Source organism: Streptomyces sp. PH9007 (genome assembly GCF_059813725.1).
Genome location: NZ_CM187440.1, coordinates 3,284,079 through 3,305,804 on the forward strand (window position 1 = coordinate 3,284,079; position 21,726 = coordinate 3,305,804).

The following is a 21,726-nucleotide window of genomic DNA, read 5'->3' on the forward strand; positions in this document are numbered from 1 at the left end:
GTGTTCAGCCCGCGACCGGCGTGACGTCCGGCCAGCGCAGTACCGTCGATCCCCAGGTGAGCCCGCCGCCGAAGGCCGTCAGCAGCACCCGGTGCCCGGGCCGCAGCCCGCCGCCGAGCGCCGCGTCGGCCAGCGCCAGCGGGATGGAGGCGGCCGAGGTGTTGCCCACCCGCTCGATCTGCGAGACCACCCGCCCGGCCGGCACCCCGAGTTCGGCCGCGACCGCGTCGAGAATCCGCTGGTTGGCCTGGTGCGCCACCACCCGGTCCACGTCCGCGACCGTCCACCCGGTCCGCTCCAGCACCGCCCGCGAGGAGGACGCCATCTGCGCGACCGCCCGCCGGAAGACCTTCTTGCCCTGCATCCGGAAGTACCGGTCGCCACCCACCGGCTGGCGCGAACCGCCCCCCGGCACCGTGATCAGATCGGCGAACGCGCCGTCACTCCCCAGGTCGAACGGGCCCAGCGCGCCCACCTCGGACGCCTCCCCCGCCCGCAGCACCACCGCGCCCGCCCCGTCCCCGAACACCGCGCGGGTGGTGCGGTCCGCCGGGTCCAGGATCGTCGAGTAGGTGTCGGCGCCGATCAGCAGCACCCGCCGCGCGGAGCCGCTCGCGATCAGCCCGGACGCCACCGCGAGCCCGTACACGAACCCGCTGCACACGGCCGCCACATCGAAGGCCGGCACCGTGCCGAGCCCCAGCCGGCTCGCCACCTCGGGGGCGGTGGCGGGGCACGGCCGGTCCGGGGTGGTGGTGGCCACCAGGACGGCGTCCGCCTCGGCCGCGCCCGCCGACTTCAGCGCCCGGCTGCCGGCCTCCACCGCCAGATCGGAGGTCGCCGTTCCCGGCGCGCTCACATGCCGGCTGCCTATTCCCGTACGGGTGCGTATCCAGGCGTCGCTGGTATCGAGTTCACCCGCCAACTCCTCATTCGTGACGATCCTGGGCGGCAGCCACGAGCCGATTCCGGCCAGCACCGCCGCCCGTGCTCCTAATTCCATGTCGGGTCATCTCCTCCAGAGAATCCGGAGGCCCATGGAAGCGTGCGGAACAAAGCGGCGTCAACGCGCAGAGCGGTGACGCCGGCAGTGGATATCGGGGGGCCTGCCCGAAGGGCTACCCCACTCTTCCCGATTGTGGCGGCGGAGCCCGGAAACGAGGATGATCCGCGGGCTTCCCGCATCGATGTTACATCTCTATTTCCAGGAGAGGAACGGGAAATGAGCACGCATGTCATGGTGGTTGCGGATCGCTTCAGCGGATTCGCGGGACCTGGCGTGGTCCGCACCGTCTCCGCCCTCGCGGCCGATATCGGCGCCGGCCGGTACGACGCGGAAAACGGCGACACGGAAAGCGCTGACGCGGACGGCGGTGTCCGGCTCCACGAGGGCCAGGGCGTGGGCCGCTTCGAACGCGCCTATCTGCAGGCCGCGATCGACCGGCGCGGTCTCGCCGGACGCATCCGGTTCGCCGACCCCGGTCTCGAACCGGTCGGGCGCGACATCGTCCACAAGCGCAGCGCCGACAACGTCCTGCTGGCCGGCCTGCGGCGCACCGGCGACCGTACGTACACGGCCGGCATCCGGGTGCACGGCGACAACGAACTGCTGCTGGACCACCAGACCGGCGAGCACGTCCAGGGCATGGTCATCGTGGAGGCCGCCCGCCAGCTGTTCCTCGGCGTCTTCGAGCAGGGCTACCGCGACCGCTGGCCGCTGACCAGCTTCTACATCGTGTGGAACTCGGTCCGGCTGGACTTCGCCGGCTTTCTCTTCCCGCTGCCCGCCCAGATCAGCGGCACCGTCCGCGAGATCTCCCTCGAACGCCCCGGTCAGCAGCTGGAGTTCGCGCTGAACACCGAGCTGAGCCAGGGCGGCCGGCCGGTCGCCGCCGGGGAGATCGGCTTCTCCGCGCTGCCCACCGACCGGATCGCGGCCATCGAACGCCGCAAGGCCGCCCGCGCGGTGAGCGGCGTGCTCGCCACCGTCGCCGCCTGAGACACCAACCGCCCACCCCCACCCCCCGCCCCGACCACGGAGGAGACCCCCGTGTCCGCACCGCTGCTGCTCGTCACCGAAGTCCCGGTCCTGACCGACGCCGTCGACAAGGCCGCCGAGACCTGGAGCGCCCATCCCACCGCCCCCGGCTCCGCCCTCTTCCGCTCCCTGGACGGCGAAGGGCTGCTGGTGGAGCTGACCCCGCTCACCGGCACCGACGGGATCGCGGAGCACGCCGACGCCCACCGCGCCGCGGCCGACGCGCTCGCCCCGCTGCTGGCCGGCGACTTCCGCCGCCAGGTCGTCGCGTTCGTCGAGGCGCCCAAGGACACCGAGGACCCGCTGCCCGCCACCCCGTACCTCCAGCTGCGGCACGTCGAGGTCAAGCCCCCGGTGTACGACGGGTACCGCGCCTGGCGCGAGCGCACCATCTTCGAGGTGGTGCGCGAGCACGCCGAGGTCGAGGTCTTCCTCGCCTACCACTCGCTGCTGTCCACCGAGCCCGGCGTGCTGTTCGTCTCCGGCTTCTCCGTCGAACCCGACACCTACCAGGCGGTGTTCACCTCCCCCGCGTACCAGGAGATCGTCCGCCAGGCCGGCGACACCTACATCACCGACCGGGGCCTGTACACCCGGATCTACGCCCGCGTCACGGCCTGAGCAGGGAAGCGAGCAGCCACATGAGCGACATCGCAGTGATCTCGGGCGCGACCGGCGGCATCGGCGGCGCGATCGCCGAACGCCTGGTGCGCGACGGCGCCACCGTCATCCTCCTCGGCCGCGACGCCGCCCGCCTGGAGGCCACCCGCAAACGGCTGGAGGCCGGCGTCCCGGTCGTCCTCGACATCAACGACCCCGACTCCGTGACGCAGGGCGTCCGCACCGTCCTGGAACGGTTCGGCCGCATCGACGTCCTCGTCAACGCCGCCGGGGACGGGCCGGTCGCCCCGCTCCTGGAGACCACCGACGCCCTGTGGGACTCCACGATCGGCGGCAAGCTGCTCGGCGCGGTGCGCCTCACCCGTACCGTCGCCCGCGCCATGGTGGAACGGGGCAGCGGCCGGATCGTGTTCATCAATGGCTCCTTCCGCCGCGAGCCCGACCCGCTGTTCGTCATCAACGGCACCGTCAACGCCGGGCTGGGAGCCTTCGCCAAGGCCATCTCCCGCGATCTGGGCGCCCACGGACTGCGCGTCAACACCGTGGACCCCGGCGCCACCGACACCCCGCTGTGGTCGCGCACCCTGGAGGACCTGGCCCGCCGGTTCGGCGGCACCGCGCGGGAGACCGGCGCGGACTTCGCCGCCAAGACCCCCTACGGACGGCTCCCCACCCCCGAGGACGTCGCGCAGGCGGTGGCGTTCCTGCTCTCCCCGGCCGCCGCGCAGATCAACGGCGCGTCGATCACCGTCGACGGCGGCGCCTCGGTGGCGGTGTGATGACGGCGCTCGCGCCCCCGGACGCGCCGGCCACCGCGCTGCGCGCCCCCCTCACCGCGGCGGCGGCCACCTGCTGCGCCGTGTCCACCGTGTATCTGACCCAGCCGGTCTTCCCCGAGATCGCCGCCTCCCTGGACACCGGCGCGCAGAGCGTACGGCTGGCGTTCACCGTCACCACCCTCGCCTACGCGCTGGCGTTCTTCCTCTTCGGGCCGCTGACCGACCGGGTCCGCACCACCGTGCTCGGCGGCTGGGGCGCGGTCGCCGTCGCCCTCCTGCTCCCGGCGGCAGCCGCCGCGCCGAACCTGCCGCTGTTCGCGGCGCTGCTGACGGTGGCGGGCATCGCGGCGGCCGCGGTGCCCGCGGCGATGATCGCGCTGATGCCCAGGATCGCGCCGCCGGGCCGGACCGGGCTGTACTTCGGGCTGATCATCGGCGCCACCGTCGCGGGGATCACCCTGGGCCGCTCCTTCACCGGCCTGGTCGCGGGCTGGGCGGGCTGGCGGGAGGCGCTGCTGCTGCTGGCCCTGCTGAACCTCGCCGCCGCGTTCGCGGTGACCCGCCTCCCGGCACCACCGGCACCACCGGCGGCGGCACCGAACTCCCCGGGCCTGGGCCAGGCGTACCGGGCGGCGGCCCGCATGACGACGCACCCGCCGGTGCTGCGCCCGCTGGCCATCGGCTCGCTGCTGTTCTTCGGCTACCTGGGCGTCATCACGTTCCTCACCTACCGGCTGCGCGGCGAACCCTTCGGCTACGGCGCGGGCGCGATCGGCGCGGTCAGCCTCGCCGGACTGATCGGCGTCGCCGGGGCGCCGCTGGCCGGTCGCCTGAGCAGCCGGATCGGCGCCCGCCGCATGGTGCTGCTCGGCCTCGCCCTGGTGGCGGCCGGCATCGGCGCGCTGGGCGTGGCCACCGGCCCCGCGCTGCTGACGGCGGGCGTACTCCTCGTCTTCCTCGGGGTGTTCTCCTGCCAGCCGGCCGTCCTGGTGCTGCTGGCCCGGGCCGCCCCGCCGGAGCGGGCGGGCGCCGCGTCCTCGCTCTACCTGCTGGTGTGCCTGCTGGCCGGCTCGCTGTCCAGCGCGGCGCTCGGCCCGGTGTGGTCGGCGGGCGGCTGGGCCGCGGTGACCGGCACCGGGGTGGCGGCCATCGCCGGGGCGCTGGCCCTGGCCTTCCTCGGCTTCCCGCGAACGGAGGAGACCCCCCGATGAGTACGCGCCTGTCCCGTACCTACGCACTGGACCTCACCACCCAGGGGCCGCCCTACCCACCGAGCGAGATCATGAACGAGGACGGCGACTTCGTGGTCCTCGGCATGCTCAACCACGCCTCGGGGGAGCGCTCGTGGGGCGCGGCGATCGTCAGCGCCACGAGCGAACTGCCGCCGTTCGGTGAGCAGGCGCCGTACACCATCGTCCGCGAGCTGGCGCCGGACGGCGCCGGCGACGAGGACATGGTGCTGTACACCCTGCCGCTCCCGCTGCCGTGCACCAACTACCCCATGGTCTTCGCCCCCGAGCAGCGCCCGGAGGCGGGGCGCGAGGTACGGCCCAGCTATCCGCTGCACCGCGCGCCGATCCCGGATCTGCGGCCGGAGGACGGCCCGAAGGTCACCGAACCGATCACTTACGGCCAATGGTTACGGGCCCGGGGCGAGCTGGAGGTGACCCAGTCCGCCGACCGGCGCAGCGCCGACTTTCGTATGCGATGCGAGGGGCTGATCCCCAACAGCCTGTACACGGTGATGTCGCTGCGCGCCCACGACCTCGACCCGGCGGGACCCACCCGGCCGGGACCGCTCGGCGTCCCCAACGTCTTCGTGACGGACGCCACGGGCGCGGCCGACTACGGTGCGACGCTGCCGAACCCGTTCCCGGTGGACCCGGGCGGCAACCGGATCGTCAACGTCATCGTGCTGTGGATGAGCTATCAGACCAGTTACGGCGGCGCGATCGGCTGGTACGGCCTGGGCGGCGACATCCACGCCCAGCTGAAACTCAAATCCCTCGCATTTCACGAGTTCGCCACACAACCCTAGGAGCGATTCATGCCCTTTATCACGGTGACGACCTGGCCGAATCAGACCGATGAGAAATGCCAGGAGCTGATCGAGGAGATCACCAAGGCCACCCATGCCGTGACCGGCGCACCCCTGGACAAGATCGCCGTCGTCATCCAGGAGATTCCGCAGAATCGCTGGGGCGAGGGTGGGATCATGGCCACCCACCCGGAATTCCCCGAACTCAGCCGGCGGCGGGGCTGACCGTACGCCGTACAAGGAGCGACCGACCATGGCAGCGAACGACCGCGACCGCTTCGGCGAGGGCCTGACCATCCTGCGGGAACTGGCGGGCGAGGAACATCCGTCGGTGCTCGACAGCTTCTCCGACGTGGCCCCGGACCTGGGCAGATTCACGGTCGAATTCCCGTACGGCGACATCTACGCGCGGCAGGCGCTCACCCTGCGGCAGCGCCAACTGGCCACCATCGGCGCCCTGACGGCGCTGGGCCACGCGCTGCCGCAGCTGCGCTTCCACATCAACGGCGCCCTGAACGTGGGCTGCACCCGCCGCGAGATCACCGAAGCCATCATGCACGTGGTGATCTACGCGGGCTTCCCGGCGACCATCAACGCGCTCACGGTGGCCAAGGACGTCTTCGAGGCCGCCGGGCAGGAGCGGGGGAACGAGGAAGAGAACACCGCGGGGAACGCGGGGCGGAACACGGCGGAAACCACCGGGGAGGAAAGCGGGGAATCGCGCTACGACCGCGGCTGGCGGGCCCTGAGCGATATCGACGGAGAGGCGGGCGAAGCGGTCATCAAGAGCCTCGCGGACATCGCCCCTGATCTCGCCCGCTACATCATCGAATTCTCCTTCGGCGACATCTACGTGCGCCCCGGACTCGATCTGCACGCGCGGGAAATCGTGACCATCGCCGCCTGCACGGCCCTGGGTACGGCCCGCCCCCAGCTGAAAGTCCATGTGCACGGACTGCTGAATGTCGGCGGCAGCAAGGAGGAAGTCGTGGAAACGATTCTCCAGATGGCCGTCTACGCCGGCTTCCCCGCCGCCATCAACGGCATCACAGCGGCCCGCGAGGTCTTCACCGAACGAGCCGCCGCCTCCTGACCGCCGTGCCGGTGGCCTCCCTGCCCGACACCGGCACGGGAGGCCACCGCGGTAACCGCCTGTGCCTGGTCGTCTCCCCGGACCCTCCCGTCACGGCGCCGAAACCGGCATGATGGTGGGTTCCGCCGGTACGGGTGAGCCGCTCGCCTCGGTCGGTCAGGGGTGATCGTCGCAGAAGGAGGAGCACGGTGGGGGAGAGGCCGGGCGACCACGGGCGCAGGGCGAACATCGTACGGTTCTGGCGGGCCGTGGAGCTGTTCAGTCCGCAGAAGGTTCCCGCCGTACATCACGCTGAACGAGTGGTGGCCGTCAGACCGGGGCGGGCGCTGCCGTGGGAAGACCCCGACCGGCTGCCGCCGCCCCGTCGTGGATACGTCTGGCAGCACATCGTGTACTGCGGCGTGTTCGGCATTGAGCGGGTGCGTGATGTCCTCGCGGAGCTGTTCCCCGACTCCGCGGCCGAGGACCGTGACGGCCGGCTCACCGGGGACAGCGCCCTCATGTGCTTCACCGTCGACCAGAACGGGCTGCTGCTCAAGGACTCCATCACGTTCTCCGCCTGTGCCTGGGCGGTTGGTCGTACCAGGTCGCCGGGGCCCGGCGATGCCCAATGGCTCGACGGTTTTTCCGATGAGGCGGGTTTCTGCGAGCGGCGGATGCTCGATCTCGGGGACGGAAAGCTCGTGGTGGGAGGGGGAGGGGCGGCCCACGGGGGGTTGCTGGCGACCGCGGGACGGCTGGTCGGTGACGCTCTCAGCGGCGGACTGGTATCCGGAGTCGGAGAGCTGGTGAGGGGCGTGGTGGGTCAGGCTGTTGGGGGCGTTGTGGGCGAAGCCGCGCAATCAGGTGCGGGAGAGGCGGCCGAGACCTTCACCCGGGGAGCCGTCGACCTGATCGGTGGTGACGGGCAGGCGGAGGCAGAAGCTGAAGACACCCCCGTCGGCGGGGCGGAGGCGGAGGATCTCGGCACCCACCCCGTGACGGTGCCGGCCATCGCGGCCTTCACCGCCTGGCTCGCGGACCGTTTCGCGGTCACTGTGGATCTCGCACCCGACGCCGCTAGGGTGAAGAGCGTTCAGGTCCGCGAGGACCGGGCCGACGGGACGACCACCACGGACTTCCTCAACAGCTTCATCAGCGACGACCTGGAGAGGGTCGCCGACGAGCTGGCCCGCGGCCGGGTCGGCCGGGCGCTTGAGGCCTACCTCACCGGTGCCGATCGGATCGAGAGCGCACGCCGCCTGGATGTGCGCCAAGTACCGGAGGCGATCCTGGCAGGGGTGATGCCCGAGGACATTCCGATGGGGCGCTGGCCGTCGGCATCCGATCGGCCACTGGTGCTCAGCCAACAGTTCGCCGTCAACCGGATACTCGCCGAGTTGCGCCCCGGAGACGGCTTGTTCTCCGTGAATGGCCCGCCCGGAACGGGTAAGACCACGATGCTGCGCGATGTCATCGCGGCCCTGGTCACGGAGCGAGCGCACGAGCTGGCGGGACTACGAGACCCCCAGCACGCCTTCGGAAAGGCTCACACCTGGCGAAGCCAGCAATACTCCCGCTCGGTGCGAGAACTGAAGCCGGCGTTCGCCGCGTTCTCCATGGTGGTGGCCTCGGCGAACAACGGCGCGGTGGAAAACATCACGGAGGAGATCCCTTCCCGGGCTGCCATCGCCGAACAGTGGCGCCAAGAAGCGGACTATCTGGGCGAGCAGGCGAGCCTGATGCTCGATGGCAAGGATGCCTGGGGAGCTGTCGCGGCCCGGCTGGGCAACAAGAAGAATCGCAACGACTTTGTCCGTAGCTTTTGGTGGGGCAACCTTCGAGGGAAAGGAGCGGGAGGCCAAACCCGCACCGAACGGGGACTGTGGCATGTGCTGAGGGGGCAGGACGGTACCCCCACGGAGAGGCCGGACTGGGGCGCCAGTGTGGCGCGGTTCACCGCGCAGTGGCGAGTCGTGGAGCGTCTGCGGAGGGAACGACAGCTGGCCGCCCGGGCGTTGCTGGAACTGGCGGCCGCCGAGCGGGATCTGTCGGAGGCGGCCCACCGGGCCAACCAGGTCCGTGCAGCCTTGCCCGGCCTGTCGGGCCGCGCCGCGACGGCACGCCAACGACTTCAATCCCTCCAAGAGGTGGAAGGACAGCTTCGCGCGGAACGCCATGACCACCAGGCGGGGAGACCGGGCCTGCTGCACAGCCTGTTCACCGGCGGACGGACCAACCGTCACTGGCAGGAGGAGTACGAACGTCTGACCGTCGGCATCCGAGAGGCCGGCGAAGCAGTCGCGCAGGCGCGGAGTCACTGCGAGGCGCTTCGCCGTGAGGTGGAGGACGGGCAGCGGGTGGTGGATACGTGGCGGAATCAGCAGAGCCGGACGGCCGAGTGCGCGCAGACCGTGCGCAGCGCCCGGGAACGCTGGGGCGCACACGTCCCCGACCTGGCCGACTACATGCCCGGAGCCGGCCAGGACGGCCTCGAACGCCGGGAGAAGAGCGCTCCCTGGTCGGACGAGGAGTTCACCGCCGCCCGCACCCGGCTGTTCCTGGAGGCTCTGCGGCTGCACCGGGCATTTCTGAGTGCGACCGGAAACACCATGATCAAGAACCTGCACGCCACGATGGATGTTCTCACCGGCGACGCCCCGAAGGATCTCGCCCCCGAGGCCGTGCGGGCTTGTTGGCAGAACCTCTTCCTCACCGTCCCTGTCGTCTCCACCACCTTCGCCTCGTGCGACCGGCTGTTCAGCGGTCTGGGACGGGAGGACATCGGATGGCTTTTCATCGACGAGGCGGGGCAGGCCGCACCGCAACAACCGGTCGGGGCGCTGTGGCGAAGCAGCCGCGCGGTACTGGTCGGCGATCCGCTGCAACTGGAGCCGGTCGTAGTATTGCCCTGGACCGCGCAGCAGCGCCTGCGGGAACACCATGGCGTCGCACAGGAGTGGGTGCCGGCTTGGACGTCGGCCCAGCGGGTCGCCGATCGACTCGGGCGGTGGGGCACAACACTGCCCGCGGCGCTCCCCGACGGCTCCACCCACGTATGGGTAGGCTCTCCCCTCCGTGTCCACCGGCGCTGCGACGACCCGATGTTCTCGGTCAGTAATGAGATCGCCTACGCCGGGCTGATGGTCCACGGAGTGGGTGACCGTGGTGAGTTCAGGCCGCCGAAGGAGAGCTTCTGGTGGGATGTGCGCTCGCAGCAGGCCTCCGGAAAGTGGGTTCCCGCTGAGGGAGAAGCCCTTGTCGAAGCGGTCCGGCAACTGCGCGAACGAGGCCTTCCCGCAGAACAGCTGTACGTGATCAGCCCGTTCCGTGAGGTGGCAGGACGCGCGGCCGAGACGCTGCGTGACCTGGTGCCCGGCCAACGCGTGGGGACCGTGCACACGGCACAGGGCAAGGAGGCGGACGTGGTGATCATTGTTCTCGGCACTCATCCGGATGCTGCGGGGTCCCGGCGCTGGGCCGCGTCGCAGCCCAATCTGCTCAATGTCGCCGTCAGTCGCGCCAAGCGCCGGTTGATGGTGATCGGAAATCACGCGTCGTGGCACGACCAGCGCCACTTCTCCGTCCTGGCCCGTCGGCTCACACTCGTTCGCCGCGACCCGGCTCCGGGATCGAACTCCGGGTGGTTGCCCGGCTCTCCAGGCCTGTCCGGCGGATAAGGGTTCATCCGCCGGACAGAGCACATGATCGGGAGTCAGACCGGAAAGGACGGACCGTTCCGGATCAGAACAGTGCGGACACCAGCGTGCGCAGCCCCGCACCGGCCGGTGTGACCGTGCCGGTCGCCGCCGCGGACGCGGTGTGGCCCTCGTGCGCGCTGTGGTCGGTGTGCTCGGCGTGCCCGCTGTGGGACGCCGCGGCCGCCGCCTCGGCGGTGTTGGCCAGCTCGGTGACCTCCTCCGCGCTCAGCGTCTCACCGTCGCCCATGGTGACCTCGCCGTTGCCGCCGTCGAAGACGATGTCGGAGCAGGAGTAGAAGTTCTCCTGGCTGTCGGAACGGATCCAGTGCACGTACAGCATGTGCGTGCCGGTGCGCTGCGGCAGCTGGACGTCCCAGTAGTAGTGGCCGTTGTCGGAGCCGACGCTGCCGCGCTGCGGCGGGTTGGTCACCGAGTTGATCTGCTCCAGGTCACCCCAGCCCAGGGCCCCGCCGTTCCAGCCCTGCTTGGTGATGTACACGTTGAACTGGCCGGGGTGGTGCGCCCAGTTGCTGTGCCGCAGCTCGATGTTCTGGCCCGAGGTGAGGTGCGTGATGGGCCAGTCGCTGCGGACCGCGTCGTAGGAGGAGAAGTTGAACGGGCCCCGGTTGCCGCCGCTGCACAGCTGCCCGTCCGGGATGTAACCGCTGGTGCGGCCGGCCCCGTTGGAGTCGAGAACGGCGAACCAGTTGTAGAGCGGGCCGGTGCCGGTCGCCTGCACCGCCGCCGCACAGGCGGGGTTGGTCGGCATCTGGGTGCCCATGTTGCGCTGCAGGTCCAGGTAGCACAGGTACGTCCGCGCGCCCGGCAGCATGGTCGCGCCGTGCGCGGACGCGGGGGAGGGGATCAGCGCGGCGACGAGGCCGAGCACCGCGGCGCCGAGTACGGCCAGCAGCCGGGCCTTGCGCGTGGTGGGGGGATGAGTGCTCACGGTTCTCCTTGAAAGGGGATGGACCGTGACGGGCATGCGGCAGCGACGGCCCTGTAGGTCGTACGGGCCGGCGGTACCGACGGCCCGTCGCCGGTACTTCAGTCCGTGCATGGGAGCGCTCCCGCACAACAAAATAGCGCCCTGCGGGCCATTCCAGAACCCCCGCCGCACGCGCCGGGCCCGGAACGCCCACCGCTCGGCGTACGTTCCGGGCCCGGCCGCCGGTTCAGCGGTGCCCGCGCGTCCTCATGCCGCGCTCACGCCCGCGCTCACGCCCGCGCCGCCGGGGCCGCCGGGACCGCCGCGCGCTCCGGCCCGGCTCCCGCCGGCTCCGCCGCCGCGGCCTTGCGCCCCGGGATGAAGGCGGCGATGGCCAGCGCGAGCAGCGCCGCGCCCGCCCCGATGGCCATGACCGTCTTGAAACCGCTCTCGGACGGCAGCGCCTGCCCACCGAAGTCCATCGTCATCTGCGCCAGGATCACGCCCGCGATGGCGCTGGCGGTCGAGGTGCCGATGGAGCGCATCAGGGTGTTGAGGCTGTTGGCCGCGCCGGTCTGGGACGCGGGGACGGCGCCCATGATCAGCGCGGGCATCGCCCCGTACGCGAAGCCGACCCCGGCGCCGATGACGCAGGAGACCAGGACGAGGTGCCAGACCTCCGACATGAGCACGATGTTCAGGCTGTAGCCGGCGGCGACGATGACGGCGCCGGCCATCAAAGTGATCTTCGGCCCCTTCGCCTTGGTGATGGCGGCCGAGAGCGGGGCCATCGCCATCATGATCAGCCCCTGCGGCGCCATCACCAGGCCGACGGTCATCATCGACCGGCCCAGACCGTACCCGGTGGCCTCCGGCAGCTGGAGCAGCTGCGGCAGCACCAGCGACATCGCGAACATCGAGAAGCCGAACGCCACCGAGGCGAGGTTGGTGAACAGCACCTGCGGGCGGGCGGTGGCCCGCAGGTCCACCAGCGGCTGCGGCGCGCGCAGTTCGTACCACCCCCACGCCACCAGCAGCAGGACGGCCGCGGCGCCGAGCCCCAGCGTCGTCGCGCTGGTCCAGCCCCAGTCGCCGCCCTTGGAGATGGCGAGCAGCCCGGACACGAGCGCGGCGGAGAGCCCGAGCGCGCCGGTCAGGTCGAAGCGCCCCCCGGTGCGTACCCGGGACTCGGGCACGAAGGCGAGCACCAGGGCGAGGCCGAGGGCACCGGCCACGGCCGAGGTCCAGAAGAGGAGGTGCCAGTCGAAGGTGTCGGCGATGAACGCGGCGGCCGGCAGCCCGAGCGCGCCGCCGACGCCCAGCGAGGCGCTCATCAGGGCGGTGGAGCCGGCCAGCCGCTCCGCCGGCAGTTCGTCGCGCATGATGCTGATGCCGAGCGGGACGACGGCGGCGGCCAGGCCCTGCAGGACGCGGCCGACGATCATGGGGACCAGGGAGTCGCTGAGGGCGCAGATCACCGAGCCGGTGATGAGCAGCCCCAGGCTGACCAGCAGGGCGCGCCGCTTGCCGAACATGTCGCCGAGCCGGCCCGCGACCGGGGTGGCGACGGCGGCGGCGAGCAGGGTGGCGGTGACGGCCCAGGCGGTGTCGGCGGCGGAGGCGTTCAGGTATCCGGGCAGTTCCGGGACGATCGGGATCACCAGGGTCTGCATCAAGGAGACGACGATGCCGGCGAGTGCCAGGACGGCCACGATGGCGTTGGTGTTCGGGGTGCGTCCCGAGGCGCCTTTCTCGGGGGGTCGGGTGAGCGGATCGGACATCGCGGGGCCCTTCGGGATGGTGACGGTGGTGAATTGCTTGACTTACTCAAAGATACTGCCTCGATTGATTGACTTAGGCAACTTCTAGGTAAAGTCCGGCCGCCCTCACCCGCGCACGGTTACGGTGATCACGCGTGGACGAACCCAGGACCCGGAACCCCCGACCAGGAGACAGGCAGCCACCCATGACGACCGTCGACATCCCCACCCCGGACGGCACCGCCGACGCGTACCTCGCCCACCCCGCCGACGACCGCCCGTACCCGGCCGTCCTCATGTACATGGACGCCTTCGGTGTGCGCCCGCCCCTGAAGGCCATGGCCGACCGCCTCGCCGCGGCCGGCTACACGGTGCTGCTGCCCAACGTCCTGTACCGCGCGGGCCGCGCACCCGTCCTCGACCTGCCGGAGTTCATCGGCCCCGCCGAACGGCCCGCGATCTTCGAACGCCTGGGCCCCGCCCTGCGCGCCCTCACCCCCGAGGCCGCCGGGCGCGACGCCGCCGCCTACCTCGACTGGCTGGCCGCCTCACCGCTCACCACCACGGGCCCGGTCGGGATCACCGGCTACTGCATGGGCGCCGCGCTCGCGCTGCGCACCGCCGGCACGTACCCGGACCGGGTCGCCGCCGTCGCCGGCTTCCACGGCGCGCGGCTGGCCACCGACGCGGCCGACAGCCCGCACCTGCTCGCCGGGGATCTCCGGGCCGAGCTGTACTTCGGCCACGCCGACCAGGACGCCAGTAACCCGCCCGAGCAGATCGACCGCCTGGAGGAGGCCCTCACCTCGGCCGGGGTACGGCACCGGTCCGAGGTCTACGCCGGGGCCCGGCACGGCTTCACCCAGGCCGACACCGCCGCGTACGGCGCCGAGGCCGACGCACGCCACTGGCGGGCCCTGCTCGATCTCCTCGGCCGCACCCTTACCCCCTGAACCGGGGGAGCGGCGCTACGAACGCCGCCGGGGCCGCCCGCGCCGCGCCCCGCCCTTGCCGCCGCCGGACGAGGAAGAGGAGGAGGACGGGGAGGCGGCGGCCCGCCGTTCGGCCCGCGCCTTCGCCTTCGCCCTGGCCTTCACCTTCGGCGCCGGCTCGGCCTGCTGCCGCCCCCGCGAACTGTTCACGGTCCGCCCCCGGACGATCCCGATGAACTCCTCGACCAGCTCACCCGGCTCCCCGTCCGCCCGCCAGGCGAGCCCCACCCGCGAGGCGGGCGCGTCCGTGACCGGCCGGTAGGTGAGGTCCTTGCGGTGGTACAGCCGGGCCAGCGACTGCGGTACGACCAGCACGCCCACCCCGGCCGCGACCAGCTCGATCGCGTCCTCCGTGGTGGCCGGCCGCTCCACCGCGGGCCGCCCCGGCAGCCGCTCCCACTCCAGGGTGTCGTCCAGCGGGTGGAACACCACGTCATCGGCGAGATCCGCGACCGTCACCTCGTCGGCCGCCACCACCACATGGTCCTTGGGGACCACGACCACGGTGGTCTCGGTGTAGAGGGGGATCACGTTCAGCCCCTCGCGGTCCTGCGACATCCGCAGCAGCGCCGCGTCGGCCCGGTCCTCCCGCAGGGCGCCGGGGGCCTCGGCCGCCGCCGTCGCGTCGAGCACGAGCGGGACGCCGGGCAGCCGCTCGTTCCAGATCCGCACCCACTTGCCGGGCGTCACACCCGGTACGTAAGCGAGCCGGAACGTAGGGGCAGCGTCCGCGTCCGAGTCCGAGTCCGAGTCCGTCACAACATCAGGCTATCCGGTCATGGTCGGAGGTATCGCGCGCGCTCGCTACGCTTGAGCCCATGAGCTCGAACCGGACCGACCAGACGATGAAGCCCGCCACGGCGGCGAAGAAGCTGGGTGTGTACCTCCCCGCCACCCCCGCCGGATTCCAGGAGGGCGTCGTCACCCGCAGCGAACTGAACGCGCTGCAGGCCGATCCGCCCCAGTGGCTCCAGACCCTGCGCGCCGAGGGGCCCCACCCCCGGCCCGTGGTCGCCGCCAAGCTGGGCATCTCCATCGCCGGCCTCGCCCGCGGCGGGGTGACCGACCCCCTGACCACGGCCCAGATCGAGGCGCTGAAGACCGACCTCCCCGAGTGGCTCCAGCAGGAACGCGCCACCCAGGCCGACGTCCGCAAGGAAGCCGTCCGCGTCAAGGAGAAGCAGGAGCAGCAGGAGAAGCAGGAGCGGGAGCAGCAGGAGAAGCGCGACAAGCCGTCCCGCCCCTCGCGCCCCTCCCGCACCACCGCGCCGCGCCGCCGTTCCTGACCGGACGGCCCACCGCCGTCAGCCGACCGGCTCGGCCCCGGCCTCCCGCACCACCGCGAGGACCTGGGCCGCGGCCCGGTCCGCCCCGGCCAGCAGGGGGGACGGGGTGCCCGGGGTGGCGCCGATCGCCGAGCCCGGCTGCACCGCCTCCGCCGGTATCCCCAGCACCACGACACGCTCGTCCGCGCCCCCGTCCGCGTCCAGCAGGTGGAAGCCGTCCGGGGTCACGTCCAGGGTGCCGCTGGTGGGTGGTGGGCCGTGGTCGCTGGGCCAGTGGTGCAGCCGCGCCCGGCCCGTGCGCAGCAGCCCCGCCAGCAGCGGGTCGTCGGTGTCCGTCACGATCCCCTTCGACATCCGGGTCTCCACGAACGCCCGGGCCCGCACCGGCGCGTCGCGCCGTACCGCCGACCGGCCGGTGAAGGCGCCGTCCTCGTGGCTCACCGTGGTGTCCTCGCCGAGCAGGTCGAGGACACCCGCGTCGATCAGGGCCAGCACCTGCGCCGTACGGTGCGGCGGCGGGCCGGACGCCAGGGCGAGGCCGAGCGCGGTGAACCAGCCGTCGATGTCCCGCGCTACGCTGCGGCCGTCCAGGGCGCCGCGCGTCACCAGGCGCCGCACCGGGCCGCGTACCGCCGCCATGGCCCGGTTGACGGTGTTGCGCGGGTGGGTGAGCGGAGCGTGCATCGCGTCGAGTTCGTCCTCGACGTGCTCGCGCACCCACCGCCGCCACGTCCCCGGATCCACCGGTCCCGCGCCGCGCGGCCGGTCAAGACGCGCCACCGACAGCGCCCAGCGCTCGTCGGCGACCGCCCCCGCCACCACCGCGTCCACCGCGGCGTCGCTCCGCGCCGCCCGCAGCGCGGCGAGCAGGTCCGGCTCCGCCGCCCCGGCCACCAGCGCCCCGGGCCGGTGCGCGAGCAGCGTGGACAGATGGGCCCAGGCGAACTCGCGCGCCAGCTGCGGCCACACGTCGCGGCGGAAGTCCTGCCCCGGTACGGCGGCGATCCGCTCGAACCACTCCCGGGTGGCCAGCCGGGGCTCGTACCGGGGCGGGAAGCCGCGCGGGTACGCCGCCTTCGACCGGTAGGGCAGCCCGCGCCGCGAACCCGCCACCAGGTGTGGCTCGCGCCCGCCGGGCACATAGCGCAGCCGGGCGGGCCGCGCCGGGTCCCCGGCGGGTTCGAAGTGGCCGCCGCGTCCCTCGGTCAGCAGCGCGACCACGTCGAAGAAGTTGGCGCCCAGCCCCGTCACCAGTACGCTCTCGCCGGCCGGGACCCGGTCCCAGTCGCGTTCGGCGGGCATGCCGGGCTCGATGTACACCAGGCCGTCGCGCTCCGCCGCGGCCACCAGTGCGCGCTCCCGCGCCGAGCGTCTGGCCTGCACCATGCCCTGGGCGAGGATCACGAACCGGCCGGTCAGCGTCCCCCCGTCGGCCAGCAACACCGTACGGGCACCGTCCCCGTCCCCGTCCCCGTTCGCGTCCCCGGTCCGTTCCAGTCCGGTCGCGGTGCCGAGCACCCGCGTCACCCGCACCCGTCCGGTCGCCTCCGCCCGCGCCAGCTGCTCGCGGTAGTACACGCCCTGGATGCGCCGGCTCGGATAGGACCACGGCCGCAGGGCCGCCGCCTCCGCCGCGACCCACGCGGGCCGGTCCGGCGGCGCGGTGCTCTCCCGCGCCCAGGTGATCAGATCGGGGCCTGACGTCACCGGCCCCGTCATCGGCGTGGACGCGTCCGGGTAGATGGTGGTGTGCGCGCTGTAGGTGTTGTTGAGCAGCAGCGGCGACTGGTCCGTGCGCCAGGTGGCTCCGGCGCCCGGCTCCACCCGGTCCAGCACCGCCACCCGTACCGGCGGCGCGCCGTCCGGGTGCCGGGCGGCCAGCCGTTCCACGACGGAGACCGCGCGCGGCCCGCCGCCGACCACGACCACGTCGTAGGCCCTCACGCGGCCTCCAGCGCGGAGGGCCGCACCTGGACGCCGTTCTCGCCGTGCGTCACCCGCACGTCGAGCCCGTACACCCGGCTCAGCACGCCGGCGTCGAACGCCTGCGCCGGCGGCCCGTCGGCGACGATCCGGCCGCCGTCCAGCAGCACCGCCTGGTCGCAGAAGTGCGCCGCGTGGTTGAGGTCGTGAATGGCGATCAGCGCCGTGACCCCCTCCTCCCGGGTCACCGAGCGGACGATCTGCAGCGTCTCGATCTGGTACCGCAGGTCGAGCGCGGAGGTGGGCTCGTCCAGCAGCAGCACCCGGGGCTGCTGGGCCAGGGCGCGCGCGATGAGCACCCGCTGCGCCTGCCCGCCGGAGAGCTGGGACATCGGGCGGTCGCCCAGCTCCGCCAGGCCGAGCCGTTCGATCGCGGCGTCCACGATCTCCCGGTCCGCGCGGGTGGGGCGCAGCCCGATGTGCGGGGTGCGGCCCAGCAGCACGGCCTCCCGTACGGTCTGCTCGAACGGCGTCGCCCCCGACTGCGGTACGTACGCGACGACCCGGGCGTGCTCGCGTCGCGGGGCGGTCAGCAGGTCCCGGCCGCCGAAGGAGACGCTGCCGCCGGCCGGGGTCAGCACCCGGGCGATGATCTTGGTGAGGGTGGACTTGCCGGAGCCGTTCGGGCCGAGCAGGGCGCAGAACGCGCCCTCCGCCACTCGCAGGTCGACGCCCTGAAGGACCTGGTTGCGCCGGTAGGCGAACCGGACCGCGCCGATGTCGAGACTCACTGGGCGGCCCTCCGGGTGAGGATGAGGTTGATGAAGATCGGGGCGCCGATGAACGCGACGACGATGCCGACCGGGATGACTGACGGGGCCAGCACCGTACGCCCCACCGTGTCCGCGATCACCAGCAGCAGTCCGCCGGTCAGGAACGAGAACGGCAGCAGATAGCGGTGGTCGGCGCCGATGGCCAGCCGGGCGATGTGCGGTCCGACCAGGCCGACGAAGCCGATCACACCGCAGAAGGACACCACGACGGCGGCCAGGACGACGGAGACGACGATGAGGCCGACCCGTACGGCGGTGACGTTCACGCCCAGGCTCTTGGCGGCGTCGTCACCGGCGAAGGCGATGGCGTTGAGGTCGCGGCTGAACCACAGCAGCAGCGGCAGCGCGGCCAGGGTGCACGCCCCCACGACGACGACATCGCCCCAGCCGGCGTTGTTCACCGAGCCGAAGGTCCAGCGCACGATGGCCTGGAGGGTGTTCTCGTCCGCGACGAACTGGAGGGCCGCGGTCATCGCCTCGAACAGTTGGGTGAGCGCGATGCCGAGCAGCAGCAGGGTGGCGGTGGACATCGCCTTGGCCGAGGCCAGCCCCAGCACCACGGCGGACACGGCCAGCGCGGTGACCAGCGCGCTGCCGATGACCAGCCACGACCCCGAGCCGGCCGAGCCGCCGGTGAGCAGGATGGCCAGCGCGGCACCGAAGGCGGCGGCCGGCGAGACACCGAGCGTGAACGGGGAGACCAGCGGGTTGCGCAGCAGCCCCTGCATCACCACGCCCGCCAGGGAGAGCGCGGCGCCGGCCACGAAGGCGAGCAGTACCCGGGGCAGCCGCAGGTTGATGATGATCGAGTACGTCTGGGCGAAGTCCCGCTCCAGCACGCCGCCGAGCACGGCGAGCCGGATCGCGCGCCACACGTCCAGGAGCCCGGCGCCGGCCGTTCCGGCGGTGACGGACCAGGTGAGGACGAGGACGGTCAGCGCCGTACCGGCCCACAGGACGGCGGGGCGGCCCAGCCGGGCGGGCCGGGAGCGGCGCTTTTCGGGGGTGGGGCGCGGGCCGGGGGCGGTGCCGGGGCCCGCCGCGGTCCTCGCGTCCCCCGTGGAGATGCTCATCGCCGCTCAGCCCGCCTTCTGGATGTACGCGTCGTCGCCGGGGAAGTCCGCGCCCTGGAACTCGGTGGCCCAGCGCTCCAGGTACGTGCCCGGGTCGATGTCGGCGAACTCCTGCGGGTGCAGCCAGCTCGCCAGGTACAGCGCGCCGATGGCCTTGGACAGGCCGCTGGTGGCCCAGCCGTTGGTGACGAAGACCCGGTCCTCGGCGACGGCCGTGAGGTCCTGCCAGCCGGCCCGGCCGGTGAGCTCGGCGGCCAGGGTGTCGAAACGCTCCTGGCCGGTGGGTTCGGCGGAGGGCCCGAACTCGTGTACCACGACCTGCGGGTCGCGCTCCAGGATCGAGGCGGGGTCCACGGTGGTCTCGGCCTGCTGGTCGCCGCCGGTGTCCAGGTCGCCGTAGATGTTCTCGCCGCCGGCGGCCACGATGATCTGGTCGAAGCCGGAGCCGGGGAGGCCGGTGAGGTAGGGCTGCTCGGTCTCCCAGTACACGCGCACCGGGTCGGTGCCGGCCACCCGCTCGCTGATCACGCCGAAGATCTCGTCGTAGAACCCGGAGACCCGCTGCGCCCCCTCGGTCTCGCCGAAGACCTCACCCAGCAGTTCCACGGTCTCGTGGAAGACATCGAAGTCCCAGGCGGTGGCGACCACGACGGGGATGCCGAAGGGCTCCAGCTGCCGGGCGGCCTCCTGCCAGGCGCCGTTGCGGGGGATGATGAGGACATCGGGGTCGAGTTCGGCGACCGACTCGTAGTTGATCTCCTGGAGGTCCTCGCTGACCACCTCGTCGTCGGATATCCCCAGGTAGGGCAGCCGGGCGGCGGAGACCCGGTCGTAGCCGACGACTCGGTCGCCGGCGCCGATGGCCTGGGCGAACTCGTTGCCGTAGCTGTTGAGGACGACGGCGCGCTCGGCGGGGCCGTCGAGTTCGACGGTGCGCCCGGCGTCGTCGACGACGGTGAGCGTCCGATCGCTGCCGCCGCCGTCACCGCTGGTGTCGTCCGTCTCCTTGACCACGGTGCCGCACGCGCCGAGGGACAGCACGACACCGGTGACGGCGGCGAGGGCGGCGGTGCGGGAAAGCCGTTGGCTCATGATGAGGGGTTCCGTTCTGCGGGTGGGTCAGCGGGCGGGGGTGGGCGCGGCGTCCGGCCAGTACGGGTCGCCGAGGCTGAGCATCAGCCGGTTCGCCCAGCCGAAGAACGCGGTGGCGGCGACCAGGTCGGTCAGCTCGGTGTCCGCCAGCCCTTCGGCGCGCAGCCGGTCCACGTGGGCGGTGGTGGCGCTGACCGGCGTGGTGGCCAGGGCGGCGGCGAACTCGATGACGGCGGCCCACCGCGCGTCCTGCCCGGCGGCGAGCGGGGCGGTCGCGGCCGGAAGCCAGTCCGCGTCCCGCTGGAGGGTGACACCGAGCAGCCGGTCCACGTCCTCGGGCCGCTTCGACATCTGGGCGGACTTGCGCGCGTGCACGGAGGCGCAGTAGACGCAGTCGGTCACCTTGCTGGTCGCGGCGGCGGCCAGTTCGCGTTCGGCGCGGGGCAGCCCTTCGCGGGTGGCGAAGATCGCGGCGTCCAGGGAGGTGCGGGCGGCCAGCACCCGGGGCAGCCGGGCCAGCAGCCGGAAGTACTCGCCGTTGGTCTTGCCCCGGAAGGAGTCCTCCTGCTCGGGGGTGAGTTCGTCGGTGGGAACGGGGGGCACCCAGGCCGTCCAGGACAGCAGCTCACGGGTGTACGCGACGGGGCGCTCGCGGCCGTTGGACGCCACCCGGGCGGTGCTCTTGGTGCGGCCCCGCCCCGGCGTGGGGCGGTGCGGCGTGCCGGCCGGCTCGGGGTTGTGCCCCTGGAGCAGCCGCAGTCCCTGGATGGCGCGCGCCTGGAAGGCGGTGAACGCGGCGACCTGCGAGATGACGACGATGTCGTCGGGCGTCCAGCCGGCCTCGGTCAGCAGGTCGAGGTCCGCGCGGGTGGCCAGGGCGGGGGAGACGGAGAGGAGGTCGATGTGGGCGGCGGCGGCGCGCAGCCTGGGGTCCTCGGGCAGTTCGTCGCTCAGGAACGCGGCGTCCGCCCCGAGCCGTACGTGCTCCCGGACGAGCGCGTCCACGCCGTGCCGGCGCGCGGCCAGGGCGGCCAGCCCCCGGCGTACCGGTACGCTCACCGCCGCCTCGCCGCCGAACAGCGCCTCCGAGGCTTCCTGGGCGCGCTGCGCGACCAGCGGTTTGGTGGCCCTGGCCGCCGCGATCCGCTCGTCGAGCCCGGCCAGTCGTGCGATGTCGTCGGGGTTGCTGCTCATGAGTTCCGCCTCGTGGTGCTCGGTCGCGTGGTCGGCCGAGGCACGGGCAAACATGTCGAAATCGTCGAGGACGAGAACGAGGTCTCACGAGGAGCACGCTTGCCGCATCACCGCAGCCCGGTCGTCGGTCCCGGGGGCACCCCGCCGTGCAGGAGGGTTGCCGGCCAGCGAGCCGGGACTTGGCGCTGGCGCTCTTGACCTGATCAGCAACCTAGCACCACCGACTCCGCGCGAAACACCCACTGTCCGCCATATGAGACCAACGCGTCTCACGCGGAGGGACAGCCCAGTCCTCGCAAGGGCACCCTGTCCGTCATGTGAGACACGCACACGGGTGCGCACACGGGGACGGGCCCCGGGTCGGCGACCCGGGGCCCGCGCGTGCTCAGGGGGAGA

19 protein-coding genes and 1 riboswitch are annotated in these 21,726 nt (G+C 72.4%); of the genes, 10 read left to right on the top strand and 9 right to left on the bottom strand.

Annotation, left to right across the window (positions count from 1 at the left end):
* Positions 1 to 4 precede the first annotated feature (4 nt).
* Positions 5 to 1,003 carry a beta-ketoacyl-ACP synthase 3 gene (locus tag ACTFAP_RS14975; RefSeq protein ID WP_495681101.1) on the bottom strand — a complete coding sequence of 333 codons (999 nt, stop codon included), beginning with the start codon at positions 1,001 to 1,003 and terminating at the stop codon, positions 5 to 7.
* 219 nt (positions 1,004 to 1,222) lie between these two features.
* On the opposite strand from ACTFAP_RS14975, the gene ACTFAP_RS14980 reads away from it, so the two are divergent.
* The 8 genes from ACTFAP_RS14980 to ACTFAP_RS15015 all read left to right on the top strand — a co-directional run bounded on the left by ACTFAP_RS14980 (position 1,223) and on the right by ACTFAP_RS15015 (position 10,228).
* Positions 1,223 to 1,999, top strand: a complete 777-nt coding sequence (locus ACTFAP_RS14980) for an AfsA-related hotdog domain-containing protein (protein ID WP_500466569.1) — start codon at positions 1,223 to 1,225, stop codon at positions 1,997 to 1,999.
* Between the two features lie 51 nt (positions 2,000 to 2,050).
* Positions 2,051 to 2,659: a hypothetical protein gene (locus tag ACTFAP_RS14985; protein ID WP_400012027.1), complete on the top strand. Its 609-nt coding sequence runs from the start codon at positions 2,051 to 2,053 to the stop codon at positions 2,657 to 2,659.
* Positions 2,660 to 2,679: 20 nt separating this feature from the next.
* Positions 2,680 to 3,438, top strand: coding sequence for an SDR family oxidoreductase (locus ACTFAP_RS14990; protein ID WP_495681103.1), 759 nt, complete (start codon positions 2,680 to 2,682; stop codon positions 3,436 to 3,438).
* On the top strand, positions 3,438 to 4,649 hold the full coding sequence (locus ACTFAP_RS14995; RefSeq protein ID WP_500466570.1) for an MFS transporter: 1,212 nt from the start codon (positions 3,438 to 3,440) through the stop codon (positions 4,647 to 4,649). Before ACTFAP_RS14990 ends, ACTFAP_RS14995 begins: the two co-directional genes overlap by 1 nt.
* Positions 4,646 to 5,476, top strand: a complete 831-nt coding sequence (locus ACTFAP_RS15000) for a hypothetical protein (protein ID WP_495681105.1) — start codon at positions 4,646 to 4,648, stop codon at positions 5,474 to 5,476. Before ACTFAP_RS14995 ends, ACTFAP_RS15000 begins: the two co-directional genes overlap by 4 nt.
* A 9-nt stretch (positions 5,477 to 5,485) precedes the next feature.
* Entirely contained in the window at positions 5,486 to 5,701 is a 216-nt protein-coding gene (locus ACTFAP_RS15005; protein ID WP_030732957.1) for a tautomerase family protein, read from the top strand.
* Positions 5,702 to 5,729: 28 nt separating this feature from the next.
* The gene (locus ACTFAP_RS15010; protein ID WP_495681106.1) at positions 5,730 to 6,569 is read left to right on the top strand and encodes a carboxymuconolactone decarboxylase family protein; all 840 of its coding nucleotides are present in this window, start codon (positions 5,730 to 5,732) and stop codon (positions 6,567 to 6,569) included.
* 248 nt (positions 6,570 to 6,817) lie between these two features.
* Positions 6,818 to 10,228, top strand: coding sequence for a DEAD/DEAH box helicase (locus tag ACTFAP_RS15015; protein ID WP_500466571.1), 3,411 nt, complete (start codon positions 6,818 to 6,820; stop codon positions 10,226 to 10,228).
* Between the two features lie 64 nt (positions 10,229 to 10,292).
* Here the strand turns inward: ACTFAP_RS15015 and ACTFAP_RS15020 are convergent, their stop codons facing one another.
* Positions 10,293 to 11,198 carry a lytic polysaccharide monooxygenase auxiliary activity family 9 protein gene (locus ACTFAP_RS15020; protein ID WP_500466572.1) on the bottom strand — a complete coding sequence of 302 codons (906 nt, stop codon included), beginning with the start codon at positions 11,196 to 11,198 and terminating at the stop codon, positions 10,293 to 10,295.
* Positions 11,199 to 11,467: 269 nt separating this feature from the next.
* Entirely contained in the window at positions 11,468 to 12,958 is a 1,491-nt protein-coding gene (locus tag ACTFAP_RS15025; RefSeq protein WP_500466573.1) for an MFS transporter, read from the bottom strand.
* A gap of 185 nt (positions 12,959 to 13,143) precedes the next feature.
* Between ACTFAP_RS15025 and ACTFAP_RS15030 the strand changes: the two genes are divergently transcribed.
* Positions 13,144 to 13,890, top strand: coding sequence for a dienelactone hydrolase family protein (locus tag ACTFAP_RS15030; RefSeq protein ID WP_500466574.1), 747 nt, complete (start codon positions 13,144 to 13,146; stop codon positions 13,888 to 13,890).
* A gap of 15 nt (positions 13,891 to 13,905) precedes the next feature.
* Here the strand turns inward: ACTFAP_RS15030 and ACTFAP_RS15035 are convergent, their stop codons facing one another.
* Entirely contained in the window at positions 13,906 to 14,688 is a 783-nt protein-coding gene (locus ACTFAP_RS15035; RefSeq protein ID WP_500466575.1) for a LysR substrate-binding domain-containing protein, read from the bottom strand.
* A 59-nt stretch (positions 14,689 to 14,747) separates the two neighbouring features.
* Between ACTFAP_RS15035 and ACTFAP_RS15040 the strand changes: the two genes are divergently transcribed.
* Complete coding sequence (locus tag ACTFAP_RS15040) at positions 14,748 to 15,215, top strand: DUF5997 family protein (RefSeq protein ID WP_495681112.1); 468 nt, start codon at positions 14,748 to 14,750, stop codon at positions 15,213 to 15,215.
* An 18-nt stretch (positions 15,216 to 15,233) separates the two neighbouring features.
* Here the strand turns inward: ACTFAP_RS15040 and ACTFAP_RS15045 are convergent, their stop codons facing one another.
* From ACTFAP_RS15045 to ACTFAP_RS15065, 5 genes are read right to left on the bottom strand one after another with little or no spacing between them, the layout of a single operon-like run.
* Positions 15,234 to 17,159, bottom strand: a complete 1,926-nt coding sequence (locus tag ACTFAP_RS15045) for an FAD/NAD(P)-binding protein (protein ID WP_500466576.1) — start codon at positions 17,157 to 17,159, stop codon at positions 15,234 to 15,236.
* Complete coding sequence (locus tag ACTFAP_RS15050; RefSeq protein WP_495681114.1) at positions 17,156 to 17,929, bottom strand: ATP-binding cassette domain-containing protein; 774 nt, start codon at positions 17,927 to 17,929, stop codon at positions 17,156 to 17,158. The genes ACTFAP_RS15045 and ACTFAP_RS15050 overlap by 4 nt, the downstream gene beginning before the upstream one ends.
* Positions 17,926 to 19,044 (bottom strand): FecCD family ABC transporter permease, encoded by a 1,119-nt coding sequence (locus ACTFAP_RS15055; protein WP_500466577.1) that lies wholly within the window; start codon positions 19,042 to 19,044, stop codon positions 17,926 to 17,928. Before ACTFAP_RS15055 ends, ACTFAP_RS15050 begins: the two co-directional genes overlap by 4 nt.
* 6 nt (positions 19,045 to 19,050) lie before the next feature.
* Positions 19,051 to 20,136, bottom strand: coding sequence for an ABC transporter substrate-binding protein (locus tag ACTFAP_RS15060; protein ID WP_500466578.1), 1,086 nt, complete (start codon positions 20,134 to 20,136; stop codon positions 19,051 to 19,053).
* Between the two features lie 27 nt (positions 20,137 to 20,163).
* Positions 20,164 to 21,384, bottom strand: coding sequence for a peroxidase-related enzyme (locus ACTFAP_RS15065; protein WP_495681117.1), 1,221 nt, complete (start codon positions 21,382 to 21,384; stop codon positions 20,164 to 20,166).
* 36 nt (positions 21,385 to 21,420) lie between these two features.
* Positions 21,421 to 21,530: riboswitch (SAM riboswitch) on the bottom strand.
* Positions 21,531 to 21,726: the final 196 nt, after the last annotated feature.